The 21,751-nt window shown below is 68.9% G+C and carries 18 protein-coding genes and 1 pseudogene; 10 read left to right on the top strand and 9 right to left on the bottom strand.

The window, feature by feature from the left end:
- Window positions 1–83 precede the first annotated feature (83 nt).
- On the bottom strand, window positions 84–494 hold the full coding sequence (locus RG19_RS05715) for a hypothetical protein (RefSeq protein ID WP_157515176.1): 411 nt from the start codon (window positions 492–494) through the stop codon (window positions 84–86).
- Here RG19_RS05715 and RG19_RS05720 point away from each other — a divergent pair.
- Window positions 478–753, top strand: a complete 276-nt coding sequence (locus RG19_RS05720) for a hypothetical protein (protein WP_157515177.1) — start codon at window positions 478–480, stop codon at window positions 751–753. The genes RG19_RS05715 and RG19_RS05720 overlap by 17 nt on opposite strands.
- 222 nt (window positions 754–975) lie before the next feature.
- Here RG19_RS05720 and RG19_RS05725 read toward each other — a convergent pair whose 3' ends face one another.
- Window positions 976–3,423: a S9 family peptidase gene (locus RG19_RS05725; RefSeq protein ID WP_425599688.1), complete on the bottom strand. Its 2,448-nt coding sequence runs from the start codon at window positions 3,421–3,423 to the stop codon at window positions 976–978.
- Between the two features lie 57 nt (window positions 3,424–3,480).
- Window positions 3,481–5,289 (bottom strand): CocE/NonD family hydrolase, encoded by a 1,809-nt coding sequence (locus RG19_RS05730; protein ID WP_058834436.1) that lies wholly within the window; start codon window positions 5,287–5,289, stop codon window positions 3,481–3,483.
- A gap of 243 nt (window positions 5,290–5,532) precedes the next feature.
- Here RG19_RS05730 and RG19_RS05735 point away from each other — a divergent pair, with 243 nt between their 5' ends.
- Together RG19_RS05735 and RG19_RS05740 are read left to right on the top strand one after the other, a co-directional pair.
- Window positions 5,533–6,000, top strand: a complete 468-nt coding sequence (locus tag RG19_RS05735) for a hypothetical protein (protein WP_058834437.1) — start codon at window positions 5,533–5,535, stop codon at window positions 5,998–6,000.
- An 85-nt stretch (window positions 6,001–6,085) separates the two neighbouring features.
- Complete coding sequence (locus tag RG19_RS05740; protein ID WP_425599689.1) at window positions 6,086–7,213, top strand: DNA glycosylase AlkZ-like family protein; 1,128 nt, start codon at window positions 6,086–6,088, stop codon at window positions 7,211–7,213.
- Between the two features lie 22 nt (window positions 7,214–7,235).
- On the opposite strand, the gene RG19_RS05745 is transcribed toward RG19_RS05740, so the two are convergent.
- Window positions 7,236–8,132 carry a LysR family transcriptional regulator gene (locus tag RG19_RS05745; protein WP_058834438.1) on the bottom strand — a complete coding sequence of 299 codons (897 nt, stop codon included), beginning with the start codon at window positions 8,130–8,132 and terminating at the stop codon, window positions 7,236–7,238.
- 99 nt (window positions 8,133–8,231) lie between these two features.
- On the opposite strand from RG19_RS05745, the gene RG19_RS05750 reads away from it, so the two are divergent.
- Window positions 8,232–9,053, top strand: coding sequence for an SDR family NAD(P)-dependent oxidoreductase (locus RG19_RS05750; protein WP_058836437.1), 822 nt, complete (start codon window positions 8,232–8,234; stop codon window positions 9,051–9,053).
- A gap of 277 nt (window positions 9,054–9,330) precedes the next feature.
- On the opposite strand, the gene RG19_RS05755 is transcribed toward RG19_RS05750, so the two are convergent.
- A complete protein-coding gene (locus tag RG19_RS05755) occupies window positions 9,331–10,086 on the bottom strand; it encodes an SDR family oxidoreductase (RefSeq protein WP_058834439.1) in 756 nt (251 codons plus the stop codon).
- A gap of 207 nt (window positions 10,087–10,293) precedes the next feature.
- On the opposite strand from RG19_RS05755, the gene RG19_RS05760 reads away from it, so the two are divergent.
- Both RG19_RS05760 and RG19_RS18490 read left to right on the top strand, forming a co-directional pair.
- Window positions 10,294–11,169: an AraC family transcriptional regulator gene (locus tag RG19_RS05760; protein ID WP_058834440.1), complete on the top strand. Its 876-nt coding sequence runs from the start codon at window positions 10,294–10,296 to the stop codon at window positions 11,167–11,169.
- Between the two features lie 2 nt (window positions 11,170–11,171).
- Window positions 11,172–11,312 (top strand): annotated as a pseudogene (locus tag RG19_RS18490) (helix-turn-helix transcriptional regulator); the annotation flags it as partial.
- Between the two features lie 8 nt (window positions 11,313–11,320).
- Here the strand turns inward: RG19_RS18490 and RG19_RS05765 are convergent.
- A complete protein-coding gene (locus tag RG19_RS05765) occupies window positions 11,321–11,953 on the bottom strand; it encodes a hypothetical protein (RefSeq protein WP_058834441.1) in 633 nt (210 codons plus the stop codon).
- A complete protein-coding gene (locus tag RG19_RS05770; RefSeq protein ID WP_058834442.1) occupies window positions 11,946–14,414 on the bottom strand; it encodes an EF-hand domain-containing protein in 2,469 nt (822 codons plus the stop codon). The genes RG19_RS05765 and RG19_RS05770 overlap by 8 nt, the downstream gene beginning before the upstream one ends.
- Window positions 14,415–14,657: 243 nt before the next feature.
- On the opposite strand from RG19_RS05770, the gene RG19_RS05775 reads away from it, so the two are divergent.
- Window positions 14,658–15,296: a Yip1 family protein gene (locus RG19_RS05775; RefSeq protein ID WP_082672500.1), complete on the top strand. Its 639-nt coding sequence runs from the start codon at window positions 14,658–14,660 to the stop codon at window positions 15,294–15,296.
- Between the two features lie 71 nt (window positions 15,297–15,367).
- Here the strand turns inward: RG19_RS05775 and RG19_RS05780 are convergent, their stop codons facing one another.
- Window positions 15,368–18,259, bottom strand: coding sequence for a YadA-like family protein (locus RG19_RS05780; RefSeq protein ID WP_058834444.1), 2,892 nt, complete (start codon window positions 18,257–18,259; stop codon window positions 15,368–15,370).
- A 218-nt stretch (window positions 18,260–18,477) separates the two neighbouring features.
- The gene (locus RG19_RS05785; protein WP_058834445.1) at window positions 18,478–19,245 is read right to left on the bottom strand and encodes an SDR family NAD(P)-dependent oxidoreductase; all 768 of its coding nucleotides are present in this window, start codon (window positions 19,243–19,245) and stop codon (window positions 18,478–18,480) included.
- 187 nt (window positions 19,246–19,432) lie between these two features.
- On the opposite strand from RG19_RS05785, the gene RG19_RS05790 reads away from it, so the two are divergent.
- The 3 genes from RG19_RS05790 (at window position 19,433) to RG19_RS05800 (ending at window position 21,658) form a co-directional block, all read left to right on the top strand.
- Window positions 19,433–19,765: a winged helix-turn-helix transcriptional regulator gene (locus RG19_RS05790; protein WP_058834446.1), complete on the top strand. Its 333-nt coding sequence runs from the start codon at window positions 19,433–19,435 to the stop codon at window positions 19,763–19,765.
- Window positions 19,766–19,958: 193 nt separating this feature from the next.
- The gene (locus RG19_RS05795) at window positions 19,959–21,044 is read left to right on the top strand and encodes a catalase family peroxidase (protein ID WP_082672503.1); all 1,086 of its coding nucleotides are present in this window, start codon (window positions 19,959–19,961) and stop codon (window positions 21,042–21,044) included.
- Window positions 21,041–21,658 carry a cytochrome b gene (locus RG19_RS05800; protein WP_274377910.1) on the top strand — a complete coding sequence of 206 codons (618 nt, stop codon included), beginning with the start codon at window positions 21,041–21,043 and terminating at the stop codon, window positions 21,656–21,658. Before RG19_RS05795 ends, RG19_RS05800 begins: the two co-directional genes overlap by 4 nt.
- The last annotated feature ends 93 nt before the right edge of the window (window positions 21,659–21,751 follow it).

The raw sequence follows: 21,751 nt of genomic DNA on the forward strand, positions 1-21,751 counted from the left end.
GCACGCGGTGGCCTATAGGAAAAGTGAACCTGACCCCGTTTACCCGGGAAAAGTGAACCTGACCCCGTTTACCCTGACCCCGTTTACCCCCGCGGCAGCGGAAATCGCGAAAATCGCGCCAGAGCCAGCCCGATGATCGACAGCAGGCAGGGCAACGACATCGTCAACAGAAACGCGAACAAGCCATACCCATAGCTGCGGTCAACGTTTGTGGCATACCAGACCGCGACCAGATAAAGCACCGAAGCAATCAGGATCGCCGCCATGACATGGACAATCGCGCGATTCACGCTGTCGTGTGCCGGCGTACCCAAGCGATGCCCGCCCAACAAGTAGGCCAGTCCGAGCACGCAGAACACGGTTGCTATCGGCCAAACATAGCTAAACAAGGCAAATCCGAAGCTCACGAACGCTTCAAGTACCGCCGGCATGGCAGATCCCGTACCAAGGTTGCTGCGCATGGAGCATACATTGGCAATGGCTTCGATCGACACGGTGCACAGTCGCGCTGCCAAGACGGAAACGGGGTCAGGTTCACTTACCGCCGCTTTCGGCCCGGCGGTGCGCGGGTCGGATGTCGGCCAAGCGCTGCGTCCAGGCTTCGACCATTGCGCGGAAGTCGTCCCGTTCCCAGGCGCGTTGCTGCTGGAGATACTGCCTGATCTCGACGAGGTCTTGGCCCGGGATCGATTCGTCGAGCAGCCGTCGCTATGTGCTCGCATGTGCCGCGGGGTCGGTTTGCAGCGCGCGTGAGGCCGGGTTGGGGCGCCAGTCATGCGCGCCCGGAAACGGTTGAGCCCGTTGTACCGCTGTGGGGTGCAGGGAAGATCAGGTGGAGAACGTCGCGCCATGCTGGCGAGCACGGCGCCTGATCAATGGCCTGCCGACCGGCGAGGCACACGGCGGCCGATAGGAAAAGTAAACCTGACCCCATTTACCTGGACCCCGTTTACCTGACCCCGTTTACCCACGCCCTCAGCGAGGCAGCGGGGCCAAAGAGTACTCGGGTGGCTCGGCTCCGTGCAGATGTCGGACGAAGTAATCCCAAAGTCTGCGGGTGAACACGCGGTCGTTCCGGAACAGTTCGTGGTCCTGGCCGGCCAGGTAGAGGAGATCGTAGTCGCGGTCAGCGCGGTTGAGCGCGGCCGCCAGCTGCAGGGTGAGGGCCGGCATCGCGTGTTCGTCAAGTTCGCCGTAGACCAGCAGCAGGTTGCCGCGCAGGCGGTCGGCGAGGGTGGCGTTGTCGAGGGCGGCGAAGGCTGCCGGCACACCTCTTCCATGATGGCCGTCGGCACCCGGATCCGACTCCGGTTGGCCGACGAACAACCGGTCCATGCCATGGATCGCGCCGCCGTAGATGCCTTGGAAGTTGTGACTCCCCGCCGATGCCACACCAACGCTGTAGACATCCGGGTAACGCAACAAGGCGCGCGCGGCGCTATAGCCGCCGAACGAATGGCCATAGATCCCGATGCGCGTGGCGTCGATCCCGGGATAGCGCTCGGCAAGCTGTGCGATCGCAGCAACGTGATCATCGAGCTGCACGTCCGCCGCATGCACGAAGCTCGCGTCATGGAAAGCCTTGTCGCGCCCGGCGGTGCCGCGGCCGTCGATGGTCACGACGACGAAGCCCAACTTCGCCAGACTCGCGCGCGACACGGGATTGTGCGCCGAGACGGCCTCGACGTAGCTCACCGGTGCATTGTGCAGAAACACGCCTCCGTACATGGCATCGATCAGGGGATGATTGCCATCTTCCCGGTAGTTCGGCGGCAGGTAGATGGTGGCGTAGATCGGGGTGTGCCCATCGGAGGCGAACAACTGTTCGCGGCGTGGTGGCCGCCAGCCAGCGGCGATGACCGTGCTGGCGTCGGCGTCCTCCAGCGTCAACAGTACGCGGCCGTCATCGACCGCGCGCAGGACACTGCGCGGCGGTTGCGATAGCGTCGAGTAGGTGTCGACGATGGCATTTCCGAGAGGCGACAGGGCGTTGGGGGCGCGATCGCCGACGACCGTGCCCGCACCCGCATCCACCGCATGATCGGCGTCGGTAGTGCCGAGAAGATGCGGGTCCCCGCCGTCCAGAGGTACGCGATAGAGCCGGCGTAGATAGGGATCACCGGGCTCGCGCCCGCTACCGGTGACATAGAGCTGTCCGGCGTCGGCATCTACCCCGACGATGTCGCGCACCAGCCAGTTGCCGTGGGTAAGTTGGCGCTCGACTCGACCGCTGCGTCGATCGAGCAGGTAGAGGTGGCCCCAGCCATCGCGTTGTGAAAACCAGACGATGCGATCCTGCGCCGGCAAGACCACGACCGCTGGCCGCTGGTAAGACAAGGCATTGAGTTGGACGCGGGTCTCGCTGCGTTCCTCGTGCAGGGTACGCACGCTGCCGTTGACGAGATCGATCTCCACCAGGCGCAGCCGCGCCGGCCGGTCGTAGCGTGCAATCGCGGTGTAGACCTTGCGCCCATCTTCCGCCCAACCGAGCGCGCCGGCCTCGGTCAGGGCTTGCCATCCCTCCGGGACAGGGATCACACGATTGCCCCCATCGGCGACATCGAGCGCGAACCAGCTGCTGCGCACCTGCTGGGTGTCACCAAGCAGGCCGAGTCGGACGGTGTGGACGACTGGACGGGCACCGTCGCCTGGCGAGCTGTCGAGATAGGGATATGACGTGAGTCGCCGCTCGTCGTAGCGCACGCCGAATACGCGCTCGCCCTCTGGCGACCACCAGACCGCGAAAGGCGGGGCCTGTACGCGGCCTGCGCGGCGGGGAATCGCGCGCAGGGAGAAGTCCGGCAATACGCCGTAACCGAAGCCGTCCTCCCCATCGACGGTTAGAGGCTGCGCGGTCATCTCACGTCCGTGCAGCCACAAGTTGTGGTCGCGCACCATAAGCCAGCGTTGGTTGTCGGGTGCGGCAAGTGCCTGCGGAGGCATGATCTCGCGCGTCGCCATGTGGCAGTGATACGTGGGGATCTCGCATTTGGCGACTTGAGTGGGTGTAGCTCGCAGGCTGACCCACAGGCGGTCGGCGTCGGGTTCGACCGCTTCGACGCGTGAGGCGACGTCGTCCGGGGTGCCGACGCCGGCTGTGATAAGTGCGGAACGCAGGGCCTCGGGGTCGAACAGCGGCTGCCTCGCGGAGGTTGTCGGGTCCACAAGCACGAACTCGATTCCCTCTTGCGCATTTCCGCGGTGGCGGCGATACCAGAAACGTCCGTCTGGTAGCCAATGGGGGGTTACCGTGGCATTGCGAACCGAGCCGCGCAGGCGCGTATCGAGCACGCGTTCAGCGCGTGCGTAGTCGTCGGCATTCGGGCTGGAACGTGGCGGCGCGGCGATGGCACTGCCGGTTGCGGCAAATGCGGCCATGGACGTGAGGACCATGCCGATACGGCGGTAGCGTGAGGCGATCATCGGCAGATGATAGTGCGCGGGGCGATGCCGGCGAAGCGCTGGAATAATGGGTCGGCTTCACTCCGCACCCAGCTCGCTCGGCGCCTCCACCACCGGCAACCGCAACACGCTCGGATGCCCGGCACTGTGATGCAGGCGCACCGTCGCCACCTGGGCATCGACCAGTGTTTCGTGGCCGATGCGGCCGCCGCTGTTGAAGTTGCGCTGCAGCTCGGGCGTGTCCACCGGGGCGATGACCAGCCGCAGGCGGCTGCCTTGCTCCAGTTCCCGGCAGGTCCAGGGGAAGCGGTCGAAGCGCCAGGTGTCGATGTCGCCCGGAGTGGCGAGGCGTTCGGCGTCCATGCCGTGGCGGAACCGGGCGCGCTGGATGTCGCGGCCCAGCCAGCGCAGTTCGTTGCGTGGGGTGACCTGGTACACCTCCACCTGGACGTCGGTGTCGGGCACGTCGAGTTCGATGCTGGCGTCGAACGTCATGCGGCCGCAGAGCGTCTGCGTGTGCGGCAGCGGAGCGCTGTGGAAGAACAGCTGGCCGCCCTGGAGGGCGTCGCCGTGCGCGGTGTAGTCGAACTCGCCGATCGGCCGCGGGGTCGGATGGTCCGGCGTGCGGCGCGGGTCGAAGCGATAGGCCGAGGGCGGCTCGTCGCCGGCCGGCCCGGGCTGCAGGCGGCCGCTGCGGAACACGTCGTCGGCCGGCAGCCCGCCGGCGCTGAGCTGGAAGCTGAGGGTGTGCGGGGCCACGGCCTCCAGGCTCGGTGCGGAGCGCCAGGTTTCGGCGCCCATCACGTAGTAGGTCACGCGGTCGGGCAGGGCGTCGGGCCGGGGCGCACCGTCCAGTACGTGCTTGAACCACGCCATCTGCAGCGCATCGAGATCCAGCACGGCGGCCTGGTCGAATGTCAGGCCGCCCAGTTCGGCGGTGGGGTAGCGGGTGCCGGCGTGGCTCCAGGGGCCGATCAGCAGCCAGTGGTTGGCGCGCCCGCGCCGGGTGGCGTGGGCGAGGTGTTCGTCGTAGTAGCGCAGGGTGCCGTCCTGGTCGCCGTCGAAGTAGCCGGTGATGCTGAGCACGGGTGCGTCGATCGCCGCGTACTGGGGCGGCGTCGGGTTCATGGCCTGCCAGTACGCGTCGTAGGTGGGATGCGCCAGCCAGCGTGCGAACGGCGCCTGCGGCACGCCGCTGACCGTGGCGAGGTCGGCGAAGGCGATCTCGCCGCGCCAGGCGCGCTCGAAGTGGCGCTGCCACAGCGCGGTGTCGGCGATCCACTGGGCGTTGCCCGCGCGGCCGTCGACGTAGCCCAGCCACGGCGCGATGAAGCCCAGGAAGATGCCGCGCGGCTGCGGGAAATCCCAGCCCGGATACGCCGAGGCGGTGGGCACGGCGGCCTGGATCGCGCCGGCGTCTTCCGCCATCGCCTGCCACTGCATGGTGCCGCGGTAGGAGCCGCCCATCATCGCCACGCGGCCGTCCGACCACGGCCGGTTGGCGAGCCAGCGTGCCGCGTCGGCGCCATCCGGGCCGCCGCCTTCCATCGGCCGGAATTCGCCGCCGGAGGTGCCGCGGCCGCGGCGGTCGACGCTGGCGTAGGCGAACCCGGCAGCAACGAACTTCATCGCCCGCGCGTGGGTTTCGTCGGAGAGGTAGGGCGTGTGCTGCATGACCACCGTGTGGCGGCCGTCGCCGCTCGGGCGCCACACCCGGACCGAAAGCTCGGTGCCGTCGCGCATGGGCGCGCGCAGGTCCGCTTCGATGATCGGGGGCGGTGCGGGCGGCGTGGCCGCGAACGCGGTGGGCAGTGCCAGTGCGAGTACGAGCGCGGCGAACAGCCGCCTGGCGGGACGGGCGGTGCTGCGGAGCAATCGACGGGGCATGGGCACGCCTTCGGGAATCGGGCCTGCAGGATAGCGTTGCGGCGCATGCCTGATGACGCGACTGCCGGCTAGGTGCCGCGGCGATGACGTGCGAAACGGCCTGACCTACAGGGCATCGGACGAAGGCGCTTTTCCGGAAAGCGGAGGCGGGATGTCGGATCCCGGCCGATGGGGGCGGCGTGGACGGACGCGAACACTGCGAACGCACCGTCCCGCACCGGGATCGGATCGAAGGGAACCGCCATGTGCAACATCGCTCATCTTTCGGCTGCGCCGGCAGGCGACCGGGCCTACCTGAAGGCATTGGTCCAGGCGTCCATCCATCACTTCCAGGAGTTCCGCGGGGCAGGGGCCGGCGTCGCCAACGGCTCGTGCTGTGCGGTGATGAAGTCCGGCCCGGGCCCGCAGGACTTCGTCTTCGGGCACAGCCAGGCCCACAACCTCGATCCCGACGCGCCTCATCACGGCGGTCTCTTCAATCCGGATCACCATGCCGAGCGTGTCGTCTACACCGCGGCCGCCGCACATCCCGCGCACCACAATCATCTCTTCGTGGAGTTGCCGCCCTGCGCGAGCTGCGCCGCCTGGCTGCAGGCCACGACCCCGCACGGCTTCAACGTCTGGTACCTGTACGCCGACACCGAATCGATGCGGTTGGCCCATGCCTACGGCACGGAGGCCGAGCTGGCGACGCTCGACAGCATTCTCTAGGCGCGCACGCGGCCGTCGTCACGCCTGGCGTCGCGCGCGCGAGGCCATCGGGGCGCGCGGGCCGGGTGTCGGCGAGGCCGCCGCCATGGCGGATCCCATCCGCCTGTGCTGCAATTCGCGCATGCCCGATCCCAGCCTCGACGCCCTGCGCCGCTACGCCGTCGCGCGCACGCTGTTCAAGCCGACCACGTTGCTCCGTGCCATCCAGAGGCTGGGGTTCCTGCAGGCCGATCCGATCCGCGCACCCGCCCGCGCGCAGGACCTGACGCTGCGGCACCGGGTCAAGGACTATCGCGCCGGCGATCTGGAGCGGCGCTATCCGCGGCTGGCGGTGGAAGAGGACTGCCTGGTCAACTACGGCTTCCTGCCGCGCGAGCACGTCGCGCTGATGCATCCGCGCCAGCCGCGCCGCGCCTGGGACGCGAAGACGCGACGGCGGGCGGCGGAGGTGCTGGCCTTCGTGCGCGAGCATGGACCGGTGCATCCGCGCGAGGTGGAGCGGCATTTCGCCCATGGCCGCGTGCGCAACTACTGGGGCGGCTCCAGCCATGCCAGCACCCAGTTGCTGGACGGCATGCACTACCGCGGGCTGCTGCGGGTGCAGCGACGCGACAACGGGATCCGGGTGTACGAGGCGGTCGCGCATCCGGCGGTCGACGACGGCCCCGAGGGCCACGCGCAACGGGCGGCCGCGCTGGTCGACCTGATCGTGCGCAAGTACGCGCCCTTGCCGGCGGCCAGCCTGACCTATCTGGTGCGCCTGCTCGGCTACGGTGCGCCGCACCTGGCGACGCAGACCCGGGCCGCGCTCGCGCGGGCGCGTGAGCAACTGCCGAATTGCCGCATCGACGGCGTCACCTGGTACTGGCCGGTCGACGACAATCCACGCGCGCGTCGCCATGCCGTCGACGACGCGGTGCGCCTGCTCGCGCCGTTCGATCCCGTCGTGTGGGACCGCCGCCGTTTCGCGCTGCTGTGGGACTGGACCTACAAGTTCGAGGCCTACACGCCCGCGCCCAAGCGCCGGTTCGGTTACTACGCACTGCCGATGCTGTGGCGCGACCGGGTGATCGGCTGGGCCAACGTCGGCGTGCGCGATGGGCGCGTGGACCCCGCGTTCGGTTACGTGGGCGGTGCCCCGAGGGATGCGGCGTTCCGCGCGGCGCTGGACGAGGAGATGCAGCGGATGACGCAGTTCCTCGCGGCGCGCTGACCGGACGGCGCGACAGCCGCGGTCACGCGGTGGCCGGATAGCGGAGCGCGTCCACCAGGTGCGTGAAGGCGGCAGTCGGCTGCCGGCGGTTCGGGTAGTAGAGGTGATACCCGGGGAACGGCGTGCACCACGCGTCCAGCACACGCACCAGCGCGCCGGATGCCAGCTGCGCGCGCACCAGGTCTTCGAGGATGTAGGCGAAGCCGAAGCCTTCGACAGCCGCGGCCACCATCAGGTCGCCGTCGTTGAACACCGGCCCCGGGCCGGGCTTGACCGTGAGCTCGCTTCCGTCTTCCTCGAACGCCCAGGGCGAGCGTTCGCCGCTGTGGTGCCTGAAGCAGATGCAGGCATGGCGGGCGAGGGCGGTGGGGTGTTTCGGCGTGCCGCGGCGCGCGAGATAGGTCGGGGCGGCCACCACGGCGATACGCATCGGCGGGCCGATCGGCAGCGCCACCATGTCGTGCTCCAGCCGTTCGCCCAGGCGGATGCCGGCGTCGAAGCGTCCCTTGACCAGGTCGACGAAGTCGTTGTCGACGCAGACCTCCACCTCGATCCCCGGGTGCCGGCGCATCAGCGGCACCAGCGCAGGCCAGAGGATCGTATCGGCCGCATGCTTGCCGGCGGTCAGGCGGATGGTGCCGGCCGGCTCGTCGCGCAGGCTGGCGATCTGCTCGATCTCGTGCGTCACCGCGTCGATGGCCGGCGCCAGCGTGGCCAGCAGGCGTGCGCCGGCGTGCGTGGGCGAGACGCTGCGGGTGGTGCGCGCCAGCAGCCGGATCCCGATGTCCGCCTCCAGCCGCTTGATCATCTGGCTGAGCGCGGACTGAGTGACGCCCAGGCGCCGGGCGGCACGGGTGAAGCTGCCTTCGGTGGCGATGATGCGGAAGATCGCCAGATCACCGAGCAGGTCGGGACGCATTGGTTAGTCCTTCTAATAGGCCTTATGAATCATGGTGCGGTCGATTCGCTGCGTGCCCTCGTACGCTGTCGAGCGGTATCCACACGCGAGGACATGATGATGGCTGGAGTCTGGTTCATTACGGGTGCAAGCCGGGGCCTGGGCAAGGAGATCGCGGGCGCAGCGCTCGATGCCGGCGAGACCGTCGTGGCGACGGGACGGTCGGCGGACGATATCAGGCAGGCGCTCGGCACGAGCAGCCGCCTGCATGCGCTGGTGCTCGACATCACCGACGAGGGCGCGGCGATCGACGTGGCGCGGCACGTCGTCGAGCGGCACGGCAGGATCGATGTGCTGGTCAACAACGCGGGCCATGCGCAACTCGGCTGGTTCGAGACGATCGCCAGCGCGCACGTGCGACGCCAGTTCGAGGTGAACGTCTTCGGCACGATGAACGTCACCCGGGCGGTGGCCCCGTATCTGCGCGCGCGACGATCGGGCCGCATCGTCACCATCTCCTCGGTCAACGGCCTGCTGGCCAACCCGGGCGGATCGATCTACGCATCGTCGAAGTTCGCCGTGGAGGGATGGATCGAGGGCTTCGCGCAGGAGCTGGCGCCGTTCGGCATCGAATCGATGGTGGTCGAGCCCGGCATGTTGCGGACGGATTTCCTCGACGATCGCTCGGCCGCGCATGGCGATGTCGAGATCGAGGATTATGCGGAGGCGATCGAGCAGTTCCGCGCGTTCATCGCGGGCGCGAACCACAACCAGCCCGGCGACCCCGCAGCGCTCGCGGCGCGGATCGTCGCCCTGGCAACGGCGGACGCGCTACCCGCGCGCCTGGTCTACGGCGACGATGCACAGGAATGGGCCGCCGACAAAGTGGATCGGCTCAAGGCGGACATCGCGCGGTCGGTCGGGCTCGCGAACGGCGGTTGATGGGCAACCGGGTGGCGTCGAGGGTGCGCGTGCGCATCATCGCGCGTGGTCCTGACGGCTGCGTGCAGCTCGTTGAACAGCCGCAACCGCCTGCGCGTCACGAGCGCGATGCCCGGGCGGATCGCCATCCAGCAGAGCGCCGTCTTCGCGCGCGCTTTGGGATCGTTACGGTGCATGACGCACTCGGGTACGCGGGACTCGGCACACAGCGGCCGCTCAGCCGCTGTGCGCCTCACGCTTTCCGACCTGCGAACTGCGCGCAGGCGGGGGTGACGTGTCAGATGACCTGTCCGCCGGAGACTTCGATGCGCTGCGCGTTGATCCAGCGGTTGTCCTCGCTCAGCAGGCTGGCGATCATCGGGCCGATGTCGTCGGGCTCACCCACGCGCCCCAGCGCGGTCATGTCGGCGAACACCTTGTTGAGGTCCGGCATGTCGCGCACGGCGCCGCCGAGGAAGTCGGTTTCGATCGCGCCAGGCGCCACTGTGTTGACCGCGATGCCGCGACTGCCCAGTTCCTTGGCCAGGTAGACGCTCAGGACCTCGACCGCCCCTTTCACCGCCGAATAGGCGGAGAAGCCGGGGTAGGAGACGCGGGTCAATCCGGAGGACAGGTTGACGATGCGTCCGCCGTCTTCCAGCAGCGGCAGCAGGGTCTGGGTCAGGAAGAACACGCCTTTGAAGTGGACGTCGACCAGGCGGTCGAACTGTGCTTCGGTGGTGTCGATGATCGACGCCATGTCGCCGTGACCGGCATTGTTGACGAGATGATCGAAGCGATCGCGCTGCCATGTGTCGCGCAAGGCGGTGCGCAGGCGATCGGCGAATGCCGCGAAATCGGCCACGTTGCCGGTGTCCAGCTGCAGGGCGACCGCTTTGCCGCCCTGCGCCTGGATCTCGGCGACGACGGCCTGGGCGTCGGCTTCGCGGCTCTGGTAGGTGATGACGACGCCGCTGCCCGTGCGCGCGATATGGAGCGCGGTGTTGCGGCCGAGTCCGCGGCTGCCGCCGGTGACGAGTGCGATCTTGCTCATGTCCGATCTCCTGTTTCGGGAGCGACAGTGTCGAAGCGAGGGGCGGACGCGGGTTGCCGGAAAGTCCGCGTTGCTTGCCGGAACCTCCGTCGAGCGGGCGCATCTGTCTCCGCGTACGGAAGGAGTCGACATTGCCGGATACTCGACGAATCTTGCGCGATCCCCCGGCAGCCCTGTCCCGGCGCATCCAGGCGATAGGATGGCGGCATGTCCGAGACGCTTCTCCACGTGGTCCGTCGCTATGCACAGGCATTCGCCACGCCCGATGGGGTGGCGCGGACGCCGATTCCCCGCCTGACGATCATCCGTGCCACAGGCCCGAGCGGCCTGGATTACGCGATCTCCCGGCCCACGGCCTGCCTGGTGTTGCAGGGCGCCAAGCAGGTCGACATGGGGGCGCAGTCGTTCGTCTTCCGCGCCGGCGATTCATTGCTGATCAACGCCGACGTGCCGACCGTGAGCCGGATCTCCCAGGCGAGCATCGCCGAGCCCTATCTCTCGCTGATCCTGGACCTCGACCTGTCCCAACTCTCCGAGCTCGCGCTCGAGATGAAGGCGGCGCCTGCGGTGGCGGCACCCGGTGTGCACCAGGAGCCGACGGACGCAGAGGTCGGCGATGCCGCATTGCGTCTAATGCGGCTGATGGAGCGGCCTTCCGCGATGCCTGTCCTGCAAGCGCAACTGTTGCGGGAGCTGCATTACTGGCTGCTTGCGGGGCGCCATGGGCCGACCCTTCGCCAGCTGGGTGTGCCCGACGGCCAGGCGCAGAAGATCGCGCGCGCCGTCGCGCTGCTGCGGGCCCAGTTCGCGCAATCGCTGACGGTGGATCAGCTCGCGGCAACGGCCGGCATGAGTCCGTCGTCGTTCTATCAGCATTTCCGCGCGGTGACGTCCCTGTCGCCGCTTCAGTTCCAGAAACAGCTGCGGCTCATCGAGGCGCGTCGCCTGATGCGCGCCGAAGGCCGGCCGGCCAGCACTGCCGCGTTCTCGGTAGGGTATGAGAGTGTCCCCCAGTTCACCCGGGAGTACCGCCGCATGTTCGGGCTCCCGCCCGCGAAGGACACCCAGCTGGCATCTGCGTGACACTGCGGCCGCGCCGTTGCGCCGGGGCTTCGGGAGGGGACCACGCCCCGCAGGAAGAGTTCCTGGCGCCGCTGGTGATCAGCCAGAAGGCGCTGGCACGTGCCATGGGCGTGCCGCCACGCCGGATCAACGAAATTTGGCTACTCCGCGTCTAGCGATCCCCGCTTGTCGGATAAGTCGAGAACGAATCCTTGCAATCGGATCGCGTCGGTTCGTCCAAGGCGTCCGCAATGTCGCCATTCTCGTCGTAGGAGAAATACTCGATGTGTTGCGTGCAGAAACGGATGGTCCCAGAAGACAGCATGGAACGCAGCGACGTCGCGTTTTCCCATGCGTAGTAGCCACTGACGAGATGCGAGGCGTGGGGGTGCGCCTCTTCGTCGTAGAACACGATGCTCGACGCCAGCCCGGGGCCGGCTTCGCTGATCGCCGGATACACGAACTGTATCCAGGGTAGGTCGTCGACGACTCCTGCAGCAACATCCACCTGGGACCTCGTGTCCCAGGGCGCCTTGATGTCCGATGGATGGACGCGATCGATCTCGCCAGGACTGCACCCCGATCCCAGAGGCTCGATGGCGTCGTAGGCGCTGGTGTAATTCTCCGAAGTCAAGTTGAGCGAGCGCTCGATATCGAACTCGAGCCGACCTTGACTCTCCCCGGTTTTGAGGTCGGCGATGAATGTCTGGCATGACGATGGCTGCGGGTCGACCGCAGTCTCCGCCGCGCATGCGTGCAGCATTGGCGTAGCGACGAGGAGGAGAATGCTCGTGATCTTATTCATGCCGGTCGGTGATGGTCGGGTTGTAGCCCTGCAGGTGGAGGTGATGTTGATGGTTGACCAGATGCTGGGTATGGTTCAGAAGCCTGCTCTGCCCGTTGATCGTATACCGCCATGCCCTCAGGTCGTGCCATCCGTACTTGTGGAGCGCATTGTTGAAGGCGTTCTGACGCGCTTCGTCCATCAACTCGGGATTGGTGTCGATGTGAAGGCTGGATTGGGTCTGGGTCGTGCCATCGGCCCGGAAATACTTGAAGTCGCCATTGACGCCGTTGCGGTGGCTCGAACTTCCTCCGATCGAATGTCCGCGATGGTCGCTGAAGCCATTGCAGGACACGTCCTCGTATCCGGTATCCAACATGGCACCAAGCAGACTGGCGAGGGCGTGATCCGCGATGTAGGGGCGGAGAGTCAGGCGGGTGTCGTAGTGAAAGCCGTATCGGATGCTCCCACTCGCGTAGTTTCCGAGATCGCGAAGATCCACGAGACGTGACGTTCCGCCCGCCGGCGCGTTGCCCGGCCCAACCATGCTGGCGGATGAAAATGTGTACTCACCCACGTCATGCTCCGTCCCCGCGGCGTCGACATAGAGGTATCGAACGATGGTCCGCCTGGCGGGCGCGATGTTTGCGGGCGTGATGCGCTCCAGAGAGCCGTTATGGTGATGGATCCGATACGTGAGGCAGTCGATCGGGCTCTGTTTGAACGCCGCAATGAAGCCGATCGCATGGAGATTCATGGCGACGAGCGGGTCGCCATCGGGTAAGCCGTGCTGCCCCTTGGCATCATCCCACCACAGCAGCGAAGCGATCCGCTCCTTCTCCTTCGCCCAGTCCGCTTTGCGGCTCTCGGGGATCAGCGGGTCGATGGCATCCCACTTGCCCATCGGTCCGGACCACTCGCTCTCATGTTCGACAATGAGGTGCGATAGCGCTTGGGCGAGCCAAGGCTTTCGCAGGGCACGGCGAAGTTCATCGGCGGTGATCTTGCGGTCGCCGCTGTCGTCGATGATCTCGTAGAGCTTGCGGAAGATCGGGCCGGTGTCGACGGCGGCGCCGCTCTGCTCCAGCGCGCTCTGCTCGTCCGGGGCGACCTGCGCCTGCTGGCCGGCATGACGGGCGTAGAACTGATCGGGCCGGGTGTCGTCGACGTGCACGATCTCGAAGCCGGGCCATTCCCACGGCGAGGCGAGGCGGACGTGGGCATGGTCGCGTTCGCGTACCCAGCCGGATGCGGTTCCGCCGCCTGCGATGCCCACGTCCACCGGCCACCAGCGGCTGCCGTCGTCCCCGGTGACCGCGGTCAATGCCTTGATGGGCAATACGCGTGTGCAGTGGGCGACGGGTCCGCCGCCGGCGCCTTGGGCAGCCGTGAGTTGCGCCGGCGAAGGCGTTCCGCTCGGAACGGCCAACTGGGCACCCCTGTCGACGACCAGCAACGTCTTGGCCGTATTCGGCAGTCGGGCCGCCAGGTTACGGCTGGCATCAATGAAGGCTTCGATGTTCTCCGTAGTGAACACGTCGATCTGCGCGAGCGGGCGCACGTCGCTCGAACACATGGGATCGACATCGATGTAGCGCTTGTACTCGCCGAGATGACCGACGAGCGCCCCCGCAGCGATCGGGATCGGTGTTTCCGGAACAACCACGCCGTCCTTGATATCGGGTTCCGTCGGTACCGGGCTCAATTCGCCGCGAAACGCATAGACCTGCGTGACGCCGGGCGCGAGCACGGCGTCGCCGACGATCCCGGTGACTGCGAAATAGCCTCCGACCGGACCTTCCTCGCCCAGGCGCAGGCGGGTGCCACGCGGCGCGAAGCCTGCGTAGGCGTTGGTGGCGTCGCGAAGGTTCAAACCGACGCCATCGGGTGGCAGGTACGGATTCGGTTGGCGGTTGGTCCGTTCGGAATCGTTCGCCTGCGCGGCCACCGTGTAGGTGTCGTCGCCCCAGAAGGACGGTCTCGGCCGGTCGGGATGCTGCCGGTAGCCCTGCCAGTCAAGAAGATGCATGTACAACGAGTAGAAGAGCAGGGTGGGTGCGTCGTCGTCTTCGTCGCTCGCGTCGGTGGTTCCGTCGGGCGCGGGCGTGGCCGGGAGCGCCAGACGATGGCGGACGAGGACGAATCCCGTGGAGTACGTCGCGGCGCCGCAGGTGTCGTACGCGACCGCGGGGTAGGTGTCGTCGATTTTCCAGGCGATGACCTCGCCATCGGCGATGCAGCGGAGCCCGTAGTCCTGGTCGAGCAGGGTGCCGGTCTGGCGGCCGAAATGGATGCCGCCGTGCCATTGGCCGTTGGCGCCGATCGGATAGAAGCCGTCTTCGGCCAGTGCGAGGGCGTCGTAGTAATCCTGGGGGTCGGTGACCTCGCGGCTCGATGGCTGGCCGCTTGCCGAGGTGTCCGTCTTCGGGAATGGCCACGAGAATTTCCTGAGCGGCGGTGGCGCCCCGGTGCTGTTGCTCATACAGGCATCCTTGTCTGCGAAGTCGTGGGCGCTGGTATCGAGCCCCCGACACACACGGGCAGTCTCCTCACGGTGTCGCAGTCACGTCAAGTTTGGCTAGCTGGCGGGTCAAGGGGGAAAAGGGCGACAGTGCCTCGAATCCCGATCGTCGAACGGTCTTGAGGGCCAGCCCTCGACGTGCCCCACCGAGACCGGCTACGGTGCAGCGGACGGCAGCACGCCGTGGCAGGAGGCCGATCCGGCATGACAGACCCGACGCACGCTCCGGTGGTCCCCGAGGTCGCCAACCCCTGGCGCGCCATGTGGCTGCGGCCCCGGCAGACGATCCAGTCGATCGTCGACCGCGATCCCACGCAGTCGGTGCTCCTGCTGGCGGCGCTGTCGGGCTTTTCCCAGACCCTGGACCGGGCGACGGCCAACAACAGCGGCGACGTGTTTTCGCTGCCGGGCGTGCTGTTGTTATGCCTGGTGGGCGGCGCGATCAGCGGCATCGTCGGGCTCTACGTCGCCGGTTTCCTGCTGCGTGTGGCCGGGCGCTGGCTGGGCGGTACGGCCGATTCGGTCCAGGTGCGGGCCGCGGTGGCGTGGTCGGCGGTACCGGTGGCGTGGTCGCTGCTGCTCTGGGTGCCTCAACTGCTCATCTTCGGGAGCGATCTGTTCACCCGTCACGCGCCGCGTATCGATGCGTACTGGTGGCTTTATCTCGCGTTCGTGGCGGTCGAGGTCATCCTGGCGATCTGGTCGGTCGTGTTGCTGCTCAAGGCGTTGGGGCAGGTGCACGGGTTCTCGGCCTGGCGTGCCCTGGGGACCGCGGTGATCGCCTTCGCCCTGGTGTTCGTGCCGATCGCGCTGCTGGTGCTGGCGTTGTTCGCGCTGCGCTGAGGGTGGCGTGGTCCATTGGGGAGGAGAGCGCCCAGCGTCTTCCCGGCTGGGCGCCCTGATCGCAACGCGCCTTACCAGCTGAAGCCCGCGCCGGCCGAGACGCTGCGCTCGCCGCCGGCGACGGCGCCGCCCAGGGAGACGCTGGCGCGATTGCCGATGGCGCGCTGGTAGCCGACGGCGATGGCCTGTTCGCCGCCTTGCGCGCCGACGCCGACACCGACGCGGTTGCGTCCGGCCAGGCCGGCGGTGTTGAGCGCCATGCCGGCGTAGGCGCCGCTCATTGCGCCCATCCGGTCGATGCGGCGGTCCTGGTGCTGGAAGCGCTCGTCGATCTCGCCGCGCAGGGCCTGGAAGTTGTCCTCCCAGGCGGCGAAGCGCTGGTCGGCGTAGGCGCGGGCACTGTCGAGGGTGCGCGCGTCGGCCGCGTCCATCTGGCCGACGTCGGCTGCATTCCGTGCCTCGACGCCGTCGGCGATCTGGCCCGCCCGGGGCGGGGCGGCGTCTTCGGTCGCGGCCGTGGCCTCGGCGGATCCGCGCGGCGTCGCATCGCCCGCATCGGCGGTCTGTGCGTTGCGCGCCGTCGTCTCCGACGAAGTATCGGCCGCCGCCGCCGTCGTGCGGGCGTCCGCGACCTGCGCAGTCGCGCTGGTGCCGGCGTCGTTCTCGAGCACGTCGATGCGGCTGTCGAGCCCGGCGATCGCGCCGTCCAGGGCGCCGATGGCGGCGCCGACATTGCCGTAGTGGGCGCCCTGCACGGTGAAGACGCTGCCGATCAGGCGGCCGCCGGCATCGACCACGGTGCCGCCGCCCAGCGTACCGGCCACCGAATCCATGGCGCCATGCAGTTGCCCACCGGTGACGGCCTCGCGGCTGCCGGCGCGGACGCGGCCGTCGGCGAGGTTGTCGATGACGGTGCCGTTCGCGCCCTCGAGGCGGATGCGCGAACGGTTGGTGTCGTCGTAGCGCACCGCGGTGGCGGCGATGTCGCCGACCTGGTCGGAGACCGCGTCGAGTTGCTCGAGGTTCACCGCATCGGTGCCCCGCGTGCCTGCGGCGACGTGGGCGATCTGGCGTTCGCCGCCGCTGCGGCCGACCGAGACCGTGCCGGCGCGGTCGGCCACGGCACCGCGCCCGAGCGCCACGCTGTCGTCCGCCGATGCGATGGCATCGCTGCCGATCGCCACGCTGCCCGCACCTTCGACGTCGCTGCGGAAGCCCAGCGCGACGCTTTGCTCGCCGATGGCGCGGGCCACCTGGCCCACCGCGGTGGCGCTGTCGCCGAAGGCGCCGCTGCCGGCGCCCAGTGCCAGCGTGCGGATCTCGCCCGCAGTGGCGCCCTGGCCCAGCGCGGTCGCGTGATCGCCGGCCGCGGTGGCCATCACGCCGACTGCGGTGGTGCGCTCCGCGCGGGCGCTGCCGCCGATCGAGACCGCCATCTTGCCGCCGGCGTAGGCGCCCGAGCCCAGTGCGGTCGCGTCGTCCTCGAGCGCGCGCGCGCCGGCGCCGAGTGCGGTGCTGTCGCGGCCCGAGGCGACGGTGGCGAACGTGTCCATCTCCCAGGTCTCGCCGTTCATGGCGGTGAGGTAGCCGCCGATGGCGGTGGCGCCGGTGGCCGTCGCCTCGCTGCCGGCACCGTAGGCGCTCGCGTCGTCGCCCGAGGCGGTGCTGTTGAAGCCCACCGCGGTGCTCCTGCCCGCGTAGGCCTGCGCACCGCTGCCGAAGGCGGAGGCGCCCAGTTCGCCTGCGTAGGCGCTGGATCCTGCAGCGGTGGCGAAGGCCGCGTGGGCGGTGGCCGGCTGGGTGTTGTCGGCGTCGCCGGTGGCCTCGAAGTAGCGGGTGTGGGCCGTGGCCGCCTGCAACTGGCCGAGATTCACCGCATCGGTGGCTTCGGTACCGGCGGCGACGTTGACGATCTGCCGGTCGATGGCCGCGATCTCCACCGGAACCGGATTGCCGCCCCGATGCGAGCGTGCTGGCGAGCCGACCGAGACGGCGTTGTCGCGATCGACATACGAGTCGGCACCCAGCGCCACCGCGTTGGCGACGCCGTCGGCGACCATGGCGTTGCGGCCGAGGGCGATGCTGCCCGCGCTGTCCGGGTGCACGATGCTGTTGGATCCCATCGCGATGCTGGCGTGGCCGCCCGAGGCGCTCCAGTTGCCGAGGGCCAGGCTGTTTTCGCCCCAGGCGTAGGACAGCAGGCCGAATGCGGAACTGCGGTCGCCATGCGCCTGTGCGCTGCTGCCCACCGCGGTGGCGTTCGCGCCATAGGCACGTGCCTGCCTGCCGATGGCGATGCTCGCGTTTCCACGCGATGTGCTGGCCGCGCCCAGCGCGATCGCGCCGCTGGCACTGGCTTCCGAGGTCATGCCCAGGGCCACGGCCGCGGACCCGGATGCGTGCGCGGCGGTGCCGACCGCCGTGGCCTCCTGGCCCGAGGCGGTCGTCGACCAGGTCTCCTCTTCCCATGTCTCGCCGTTGATCACCGTCATCTGGCCGCCGATCGCGGTGCTGCTCCTGCCGGTGGCCTGGCTGCCGGCGCCGTAGGCGGTGGCGTTGCCCTGGCTGGCGACCGCGTTGAACCCGGTCGCGCTGGCGTTCGCCTCCAGCGCGAACGCGCCGCTGCCGAGGGCCGTCGCGCCGGCGCCGCCTGCCAGGGCGGCCGAACCGGCTGCCGTGGCGTACGCGCCGTCCACCGTCGCGTGTTGATCGTTGCCGTCGCCACCGCTGGCCGCGAAGTAGCGGACCGCGTCGGGCTTGCCTGGCCGGGTCGGCAACGGGGCATCGGGGCGGGTCGCCTCGCGGTTGGTGCAGCGGGTCAAGGCCTCGCCGGCGGGCACGGCCAGGTCCGCGCAGGCGTCGTCGGCCGGCGTGGCGATGCCGGGGCGCTCGGCCGTCCAGGCGGGCGCGGCCAGGGGCGCGATCAGGGCGGCGATGGCCAGCGGTAACAACGAATACCTCATCGGCGTGCGTCTCCTCGGTGTCGGGGTGCAAGCCCGTGCGTGGGCCTGCCGCTGCCGATCCTCGGGGGCGGGGTGGGGCAACTGCCATTCCAAATGCGTTACCAGCGCATGATCTGGATGTTTTTGTGCTTCAGATTCAATCTGTTAGCGGCGCACGCCCGAGGCGGGCGGCCCGCTGCCGTCCGGGCCGTCGCAGGGGGGCGCCGGGTGCCGGGCGTTCAGATCTGCGCGGCGCCGCCGTCCACGTAGAGTTCGATGCCGGTGATGTAGCTGGCATCGTCGCTGGCCAGGAACGACACGGCCTTGGCGACTTCGTCAGGCTCGCCGACACGGCCGAGGGGCGCGGCGGCGGAGGCGTCCTGGACGAAGGCGTCGATCTGCGCCTCGGTCATGCCGAGCTCCGTGCGGTAGCCCGGCGTCACGATGGTGCCGGGCGCGATGGCGTTGACCCGGATGTCGCGTCCCCTGAGGTCCGAAGCCCACGTGCGCACGAACGAGCGCAGCGCCGCCTTGGTGGCGGCATACACGCCGAACGCAGGGACGCCCTTGGCCGAGGTGGCCGACCCGTTGACCACGATGGCCGCACCGGGCGGCATCAGTTCGAGCGCCTTCTGCACGGTGAACAAGGTGCCTTTGACGTTGATGTCGAAGTACTTGTCGAACTGGGCTTCGGTGATCGCGCCCAGGGGGCTGAATTCGCCGCCGCCCGCGTTGGCGAACAGGATGTCGAGCGTCCCGTGACGTGCCCGGATGCGTGCGAACACGCGATCCAGGTCCTCCTGGCGGCCGATGTCGCCCTGGATGGCTTCGACCTTGTCGCCGAGCGTGGCGGCCGCGGCGTCCAGTTCCGGCTGGCGACGCCCGGTGAAGTAGACGAAAGCGCCCTCGGCGACCAGCCGCTGGACCGTCGCCAGGCCGAGCCCGGAGCTGCCGCCCGTGACCAGCGCGACCTTGCCGGCGTGTTTCGTGGTGTGGATGGATGTCATGCGGAATTCCTGTCGATGCGGGAGGAGGGCACACCGCCGCTTGGTGCGGAATCGTTGCCTTGGGGCGCCGCGCCCGTGGTGACCACGTGCGACGGCCGCCCCGGCGATGTGCGTCGCAGCAAGGTAGGAATGCGATTACCTCGGGACAAGTACATACTTTCTGGTAAGTATCCAAGGCAGGCGTACGATGACCTCCCCTCGATTCAATTGCGGCCTCGACGCCGCACTCGCCGTGATCGGCGGCAAGTGGAAGTTCCACATTCTTTATTACGTCGCCCAACAGCCGCGCAGGTTCGGCGAACTCCGGCGATTGGTGGTCGGGATCAGCGAAAAGATGCTGATCCAGCAACTGCGCGAACTGGAGTACGACGGTGTGGTCCACCGGCATGATTTCCAGGAAGTGCCGCCGCGCGTGGAATACAGCATCACCGGATTCGGAACGAGTCTGGCGGCCGCCGTGGCGCCACTCTGCGCGTGGGGCGTCACCCACATGGAGGCGGTGGTCGCTCTCCGCGATTGACGTCGGCCGGCGCGTGGACCGATGCGGGGTCGGCGGCATCGGCGGGTCGGCGTTTCGCGGACGCCTCGGGGCCCGCCGGTTCGACCGGGCCGGCGAGATCGGGTGCGGCGGCCCGGTGCGCACCGGTGCAGATTTTCTTCCCCGCTGGCGTCCATCGCGCGTACGCTGCGGTGGAGCCCCACGAGGTGTCGTCATGCCGTCCGCCTCCGCACACCGCCGCCGCCTCGGGGCCTACGTCATCATCGCGGCGATCGTCGTCGTCGCAGGCGGTGCGTTCGCCTGGACCGCCGGCTGGCTGACGCCCGAGCGGTTGACGCCGGCCCGCATGACCGATGCCATCGAGGCGACGTCGGTCGCGTCTTACCCCGGGTTCCGTCGTGCGCACGCCAAGGGGATGTGCGTGTCGGGGCGCTTCGAGAGCGCCCCCGAGGGTGCGGTCCTGAGCCGGGCGCGGGTGTTCGCCGAGGGTGCGACGCCGGTACTGGGACGGATGTCGATCGGGGGCGGTTCGCCGTATGGCCTGGACGCGCAGGCGCGCGTGCGCAGCATGGCGCTGGTGCTGCAGGGCGGAGCCGCGGGCGAGTGGCGGATGGCGATGAACAGCTTTCCGTTCTTCGGTGCGGCGTCGGCCGAGGCGTTCTTCGAGCAGACGCGCGCCTCGGCGCCGGACCCGGCCACCGGCAAGCCCGATCCCGAGCGCATGGCGGCGTTCGCCGCGCGACATCCCGAGGCGCAGCGCTTCGCGGCCTGGGCCAAGGCCGCGCCGTGGTCGGACAGCTTCGCCAATACCGCGTACCACGGCATCCATGCGTATCGCTTCGTTGACGACGGCGGGGAGGCGCGCCTGGTGCGGTGGACGATGCGACCGCAGGCGCCGTTCGTCGAGATGAGCGCCGCGCAGCGCGAGGCGGCCGAAGGCGACTATCTTCAGGACGACTTGCGCGCACGCCTGGCGCGTGGGCCGCTGCGCTGGGACATGGTGGTCACGCTTGCGGCGCCGGGCGACGACGCAAGCGACCCGAGCACGCCGTGGCCCGACGATCGCGAGCAGATCGTGGTCGGCACGGTGGTGCTCACCGATGCACAGGACCAGGCGGCTGGACCCTGCCGGGACCTCAATTTCGATCCGACCGTGGTGCCGGCCGGCGTGGCGCTCTCGGACGACCCGATCCTGGCCGCGCGTGCAGCGGTGTATGCGCAATCCTTCGATCGCCGCGAGCGCGAGGTGGCGCGCGGGGCGGATGTCGCCGGTACGCCGCCCGCGGAGGTCGCCCGGTGAGCGGCGTCGACCGCGCCGGCGGTGCGCCCGATCGCCACGATGCGTTCGCGCGCCTGCTGCACTGGGGCATGGCGGTGCTGATCCTGGCGATGCTGTTCGTCGGCGTGGCGATGGTGTCGTCGATGACGCTGCGCCCGTCGCTGCTCGCATGGCATCGGCCGATCGGCATCGCCTTGCTGGCGCTCGCGGTGCTGCGGCTGCTGCATCGCCTGTACCGACGTACGCCCGCATTGCCGGCCGACCTGCCTGCCTGGCAACGGTTCGCGGCGCGTGCGTCGCACGTCGCGCTGTATGCATCGATGCTGGCGATGCCGCTGATCGGCTGGGCGATGGTGTCGGCGGCCGGCAATCCGGTCGTGCTGTGGGGCGATGTGCACCTGCCACCGATCGCGCCCCACGATGCCGGGTTCTACAGCGTGCTGCGCACTGCGCACGCATGGCTGGCCCGGGCGCTGCTGGCGGTGATCCTGTTGCACGTGGCCGCCGCACTGCACCACGCCTGGGTGCGGCGTGATGGCGTGTTCCGCTCGATGGCGCCGGTGCCGCTGGGGCGCGATCCGGTGGAGCACGCTCCGGTGGAGCGCGGCCCCGGCGTGCCGCCGCGCGCGCCCTGATCGACGGTCGGCGCCTGGCGGCGGCCGGCGTCGGCACGCTGATAGGATCGTCCACTCCATACTCCGGGTGAGGCGACATGGATCCGAATCGCT

The organism is Luteimonas abyssi (assembly GCF_001482195.1).
In the GTDB taxonomy this organism is placed as follows: Bacteria; Pseudomonadota; Gammaproteobacteria; order Xanthomonadales; family Xanthomonadaceae; genus Luteimonas; species Luteimonas abyssi.

Coding starts and splice junctions, on each gene's coding strand:
- RG19_RS05720 (WP_157515177.1), top strand. CDS start 478: ATGGCTTCGATCGACACGGTGCACAGTCGCGCTGCCAAGACGGAAACG.
- RG19_RS05725 (WP_425599688.1), bottom strand. CDS start 3,423: ATGATCGCCTCACGCTACCGCCGTATCGGCATGGTCCTCACGTCCATG.
- RG19_RS05730 (WP_058834436.1), bottom strand. CDS start 5,289: ATGCCCCGTCGATTGCTCCGCAGCACCGCCCGTCCCGCCAGGCGGCTG.
- RG19_RS05735 (WP_058834437.1), top strand. CDS start 5,533: ATGTGCAACATCGCTCATCTTTCGGCTGCGCCGGCAGGCGACCGGGCC.
- RG19_RS05740 (WP_425599689.1), top strand. CDS start 6,086: ATGGCGGATCCCATCCGCCTGTGCTGCAATTCGCGCATGCCCGATCCC.
- RG19_RS05745 (WP_058834438.1), bottom strand. CDS start 8,132: ATGCGTCCCGACCTGCTCGGTGATCTGGCGATCTTCCGCATCATCGCC.
- RG19_RS05750 (WP_058836437.1), top strand. CDS start 8,232: ATGGCTGGAGTCTGGTTCATTACGGGTGCAAGCCGGGGCCTGGGCAAG.
- RG19_RS05755 (WP_058834439.1), bottom strand. CDS start 10,086: ATGAGCAAGATCGCACTCGTCACCGGCGGCAGCCGCGGACTCGGCCGC.
- RG19_RS05760 (WP_058834440.1), top strand. CDS start 10,294: ATGTCCGAGACGCTTCTCCACGTGGTCCGTCGCTATGCACAGGCATTC.
- RG19_RS05765 (WP_058834441.1), bottom strand. CDS start 11,953: ATGAATAAGATCACGAGCATTCTCCTCCTCGTCGCTACGCCAATGCTG.
- RG19_RS05770 (WP_058834442.1), bottom strand. CDS start 14,414: ATGAGCAACAGCACCGGGGCGCCACCGCCGCTCAGGAAATTCTCGTGG.
- RG19_RS05775 (WP_082672500.1), top strand. CDS start 14,658: ATGACAGACCCGACGCACGCTCCGGTGGTCCCCGAGGTCGCCAACCCC.
- RG19_RS05780 (WP_058834444.1), bottom strand. CDS start 18,259: ATGAGGTATTCGTTGTTACCGCTGGCCATCGCCGCCCTGATCGCGCCC.
- RG19_RS05785 (WP_058834445.1), bottom strand. CDS start 19,245: ATGACATCCATCCACACCACGAAACACGCCGGCAAGGTCGCGCTGGTC.
- RG19_RS05790 (WP_058834446.1), top strand. CDS start 19,433: ATGACCTCCCCTCGATTCAATTGCGGCCTCGACGCCGCACTCGCCGTG.
- RG19_RS05795 (WP_082672503.1), top strand. CDS start 19,959: ATGCCGTCCGCCTCCGCACACCGCCGCCGCCTCGGGGCCTACGTCATC.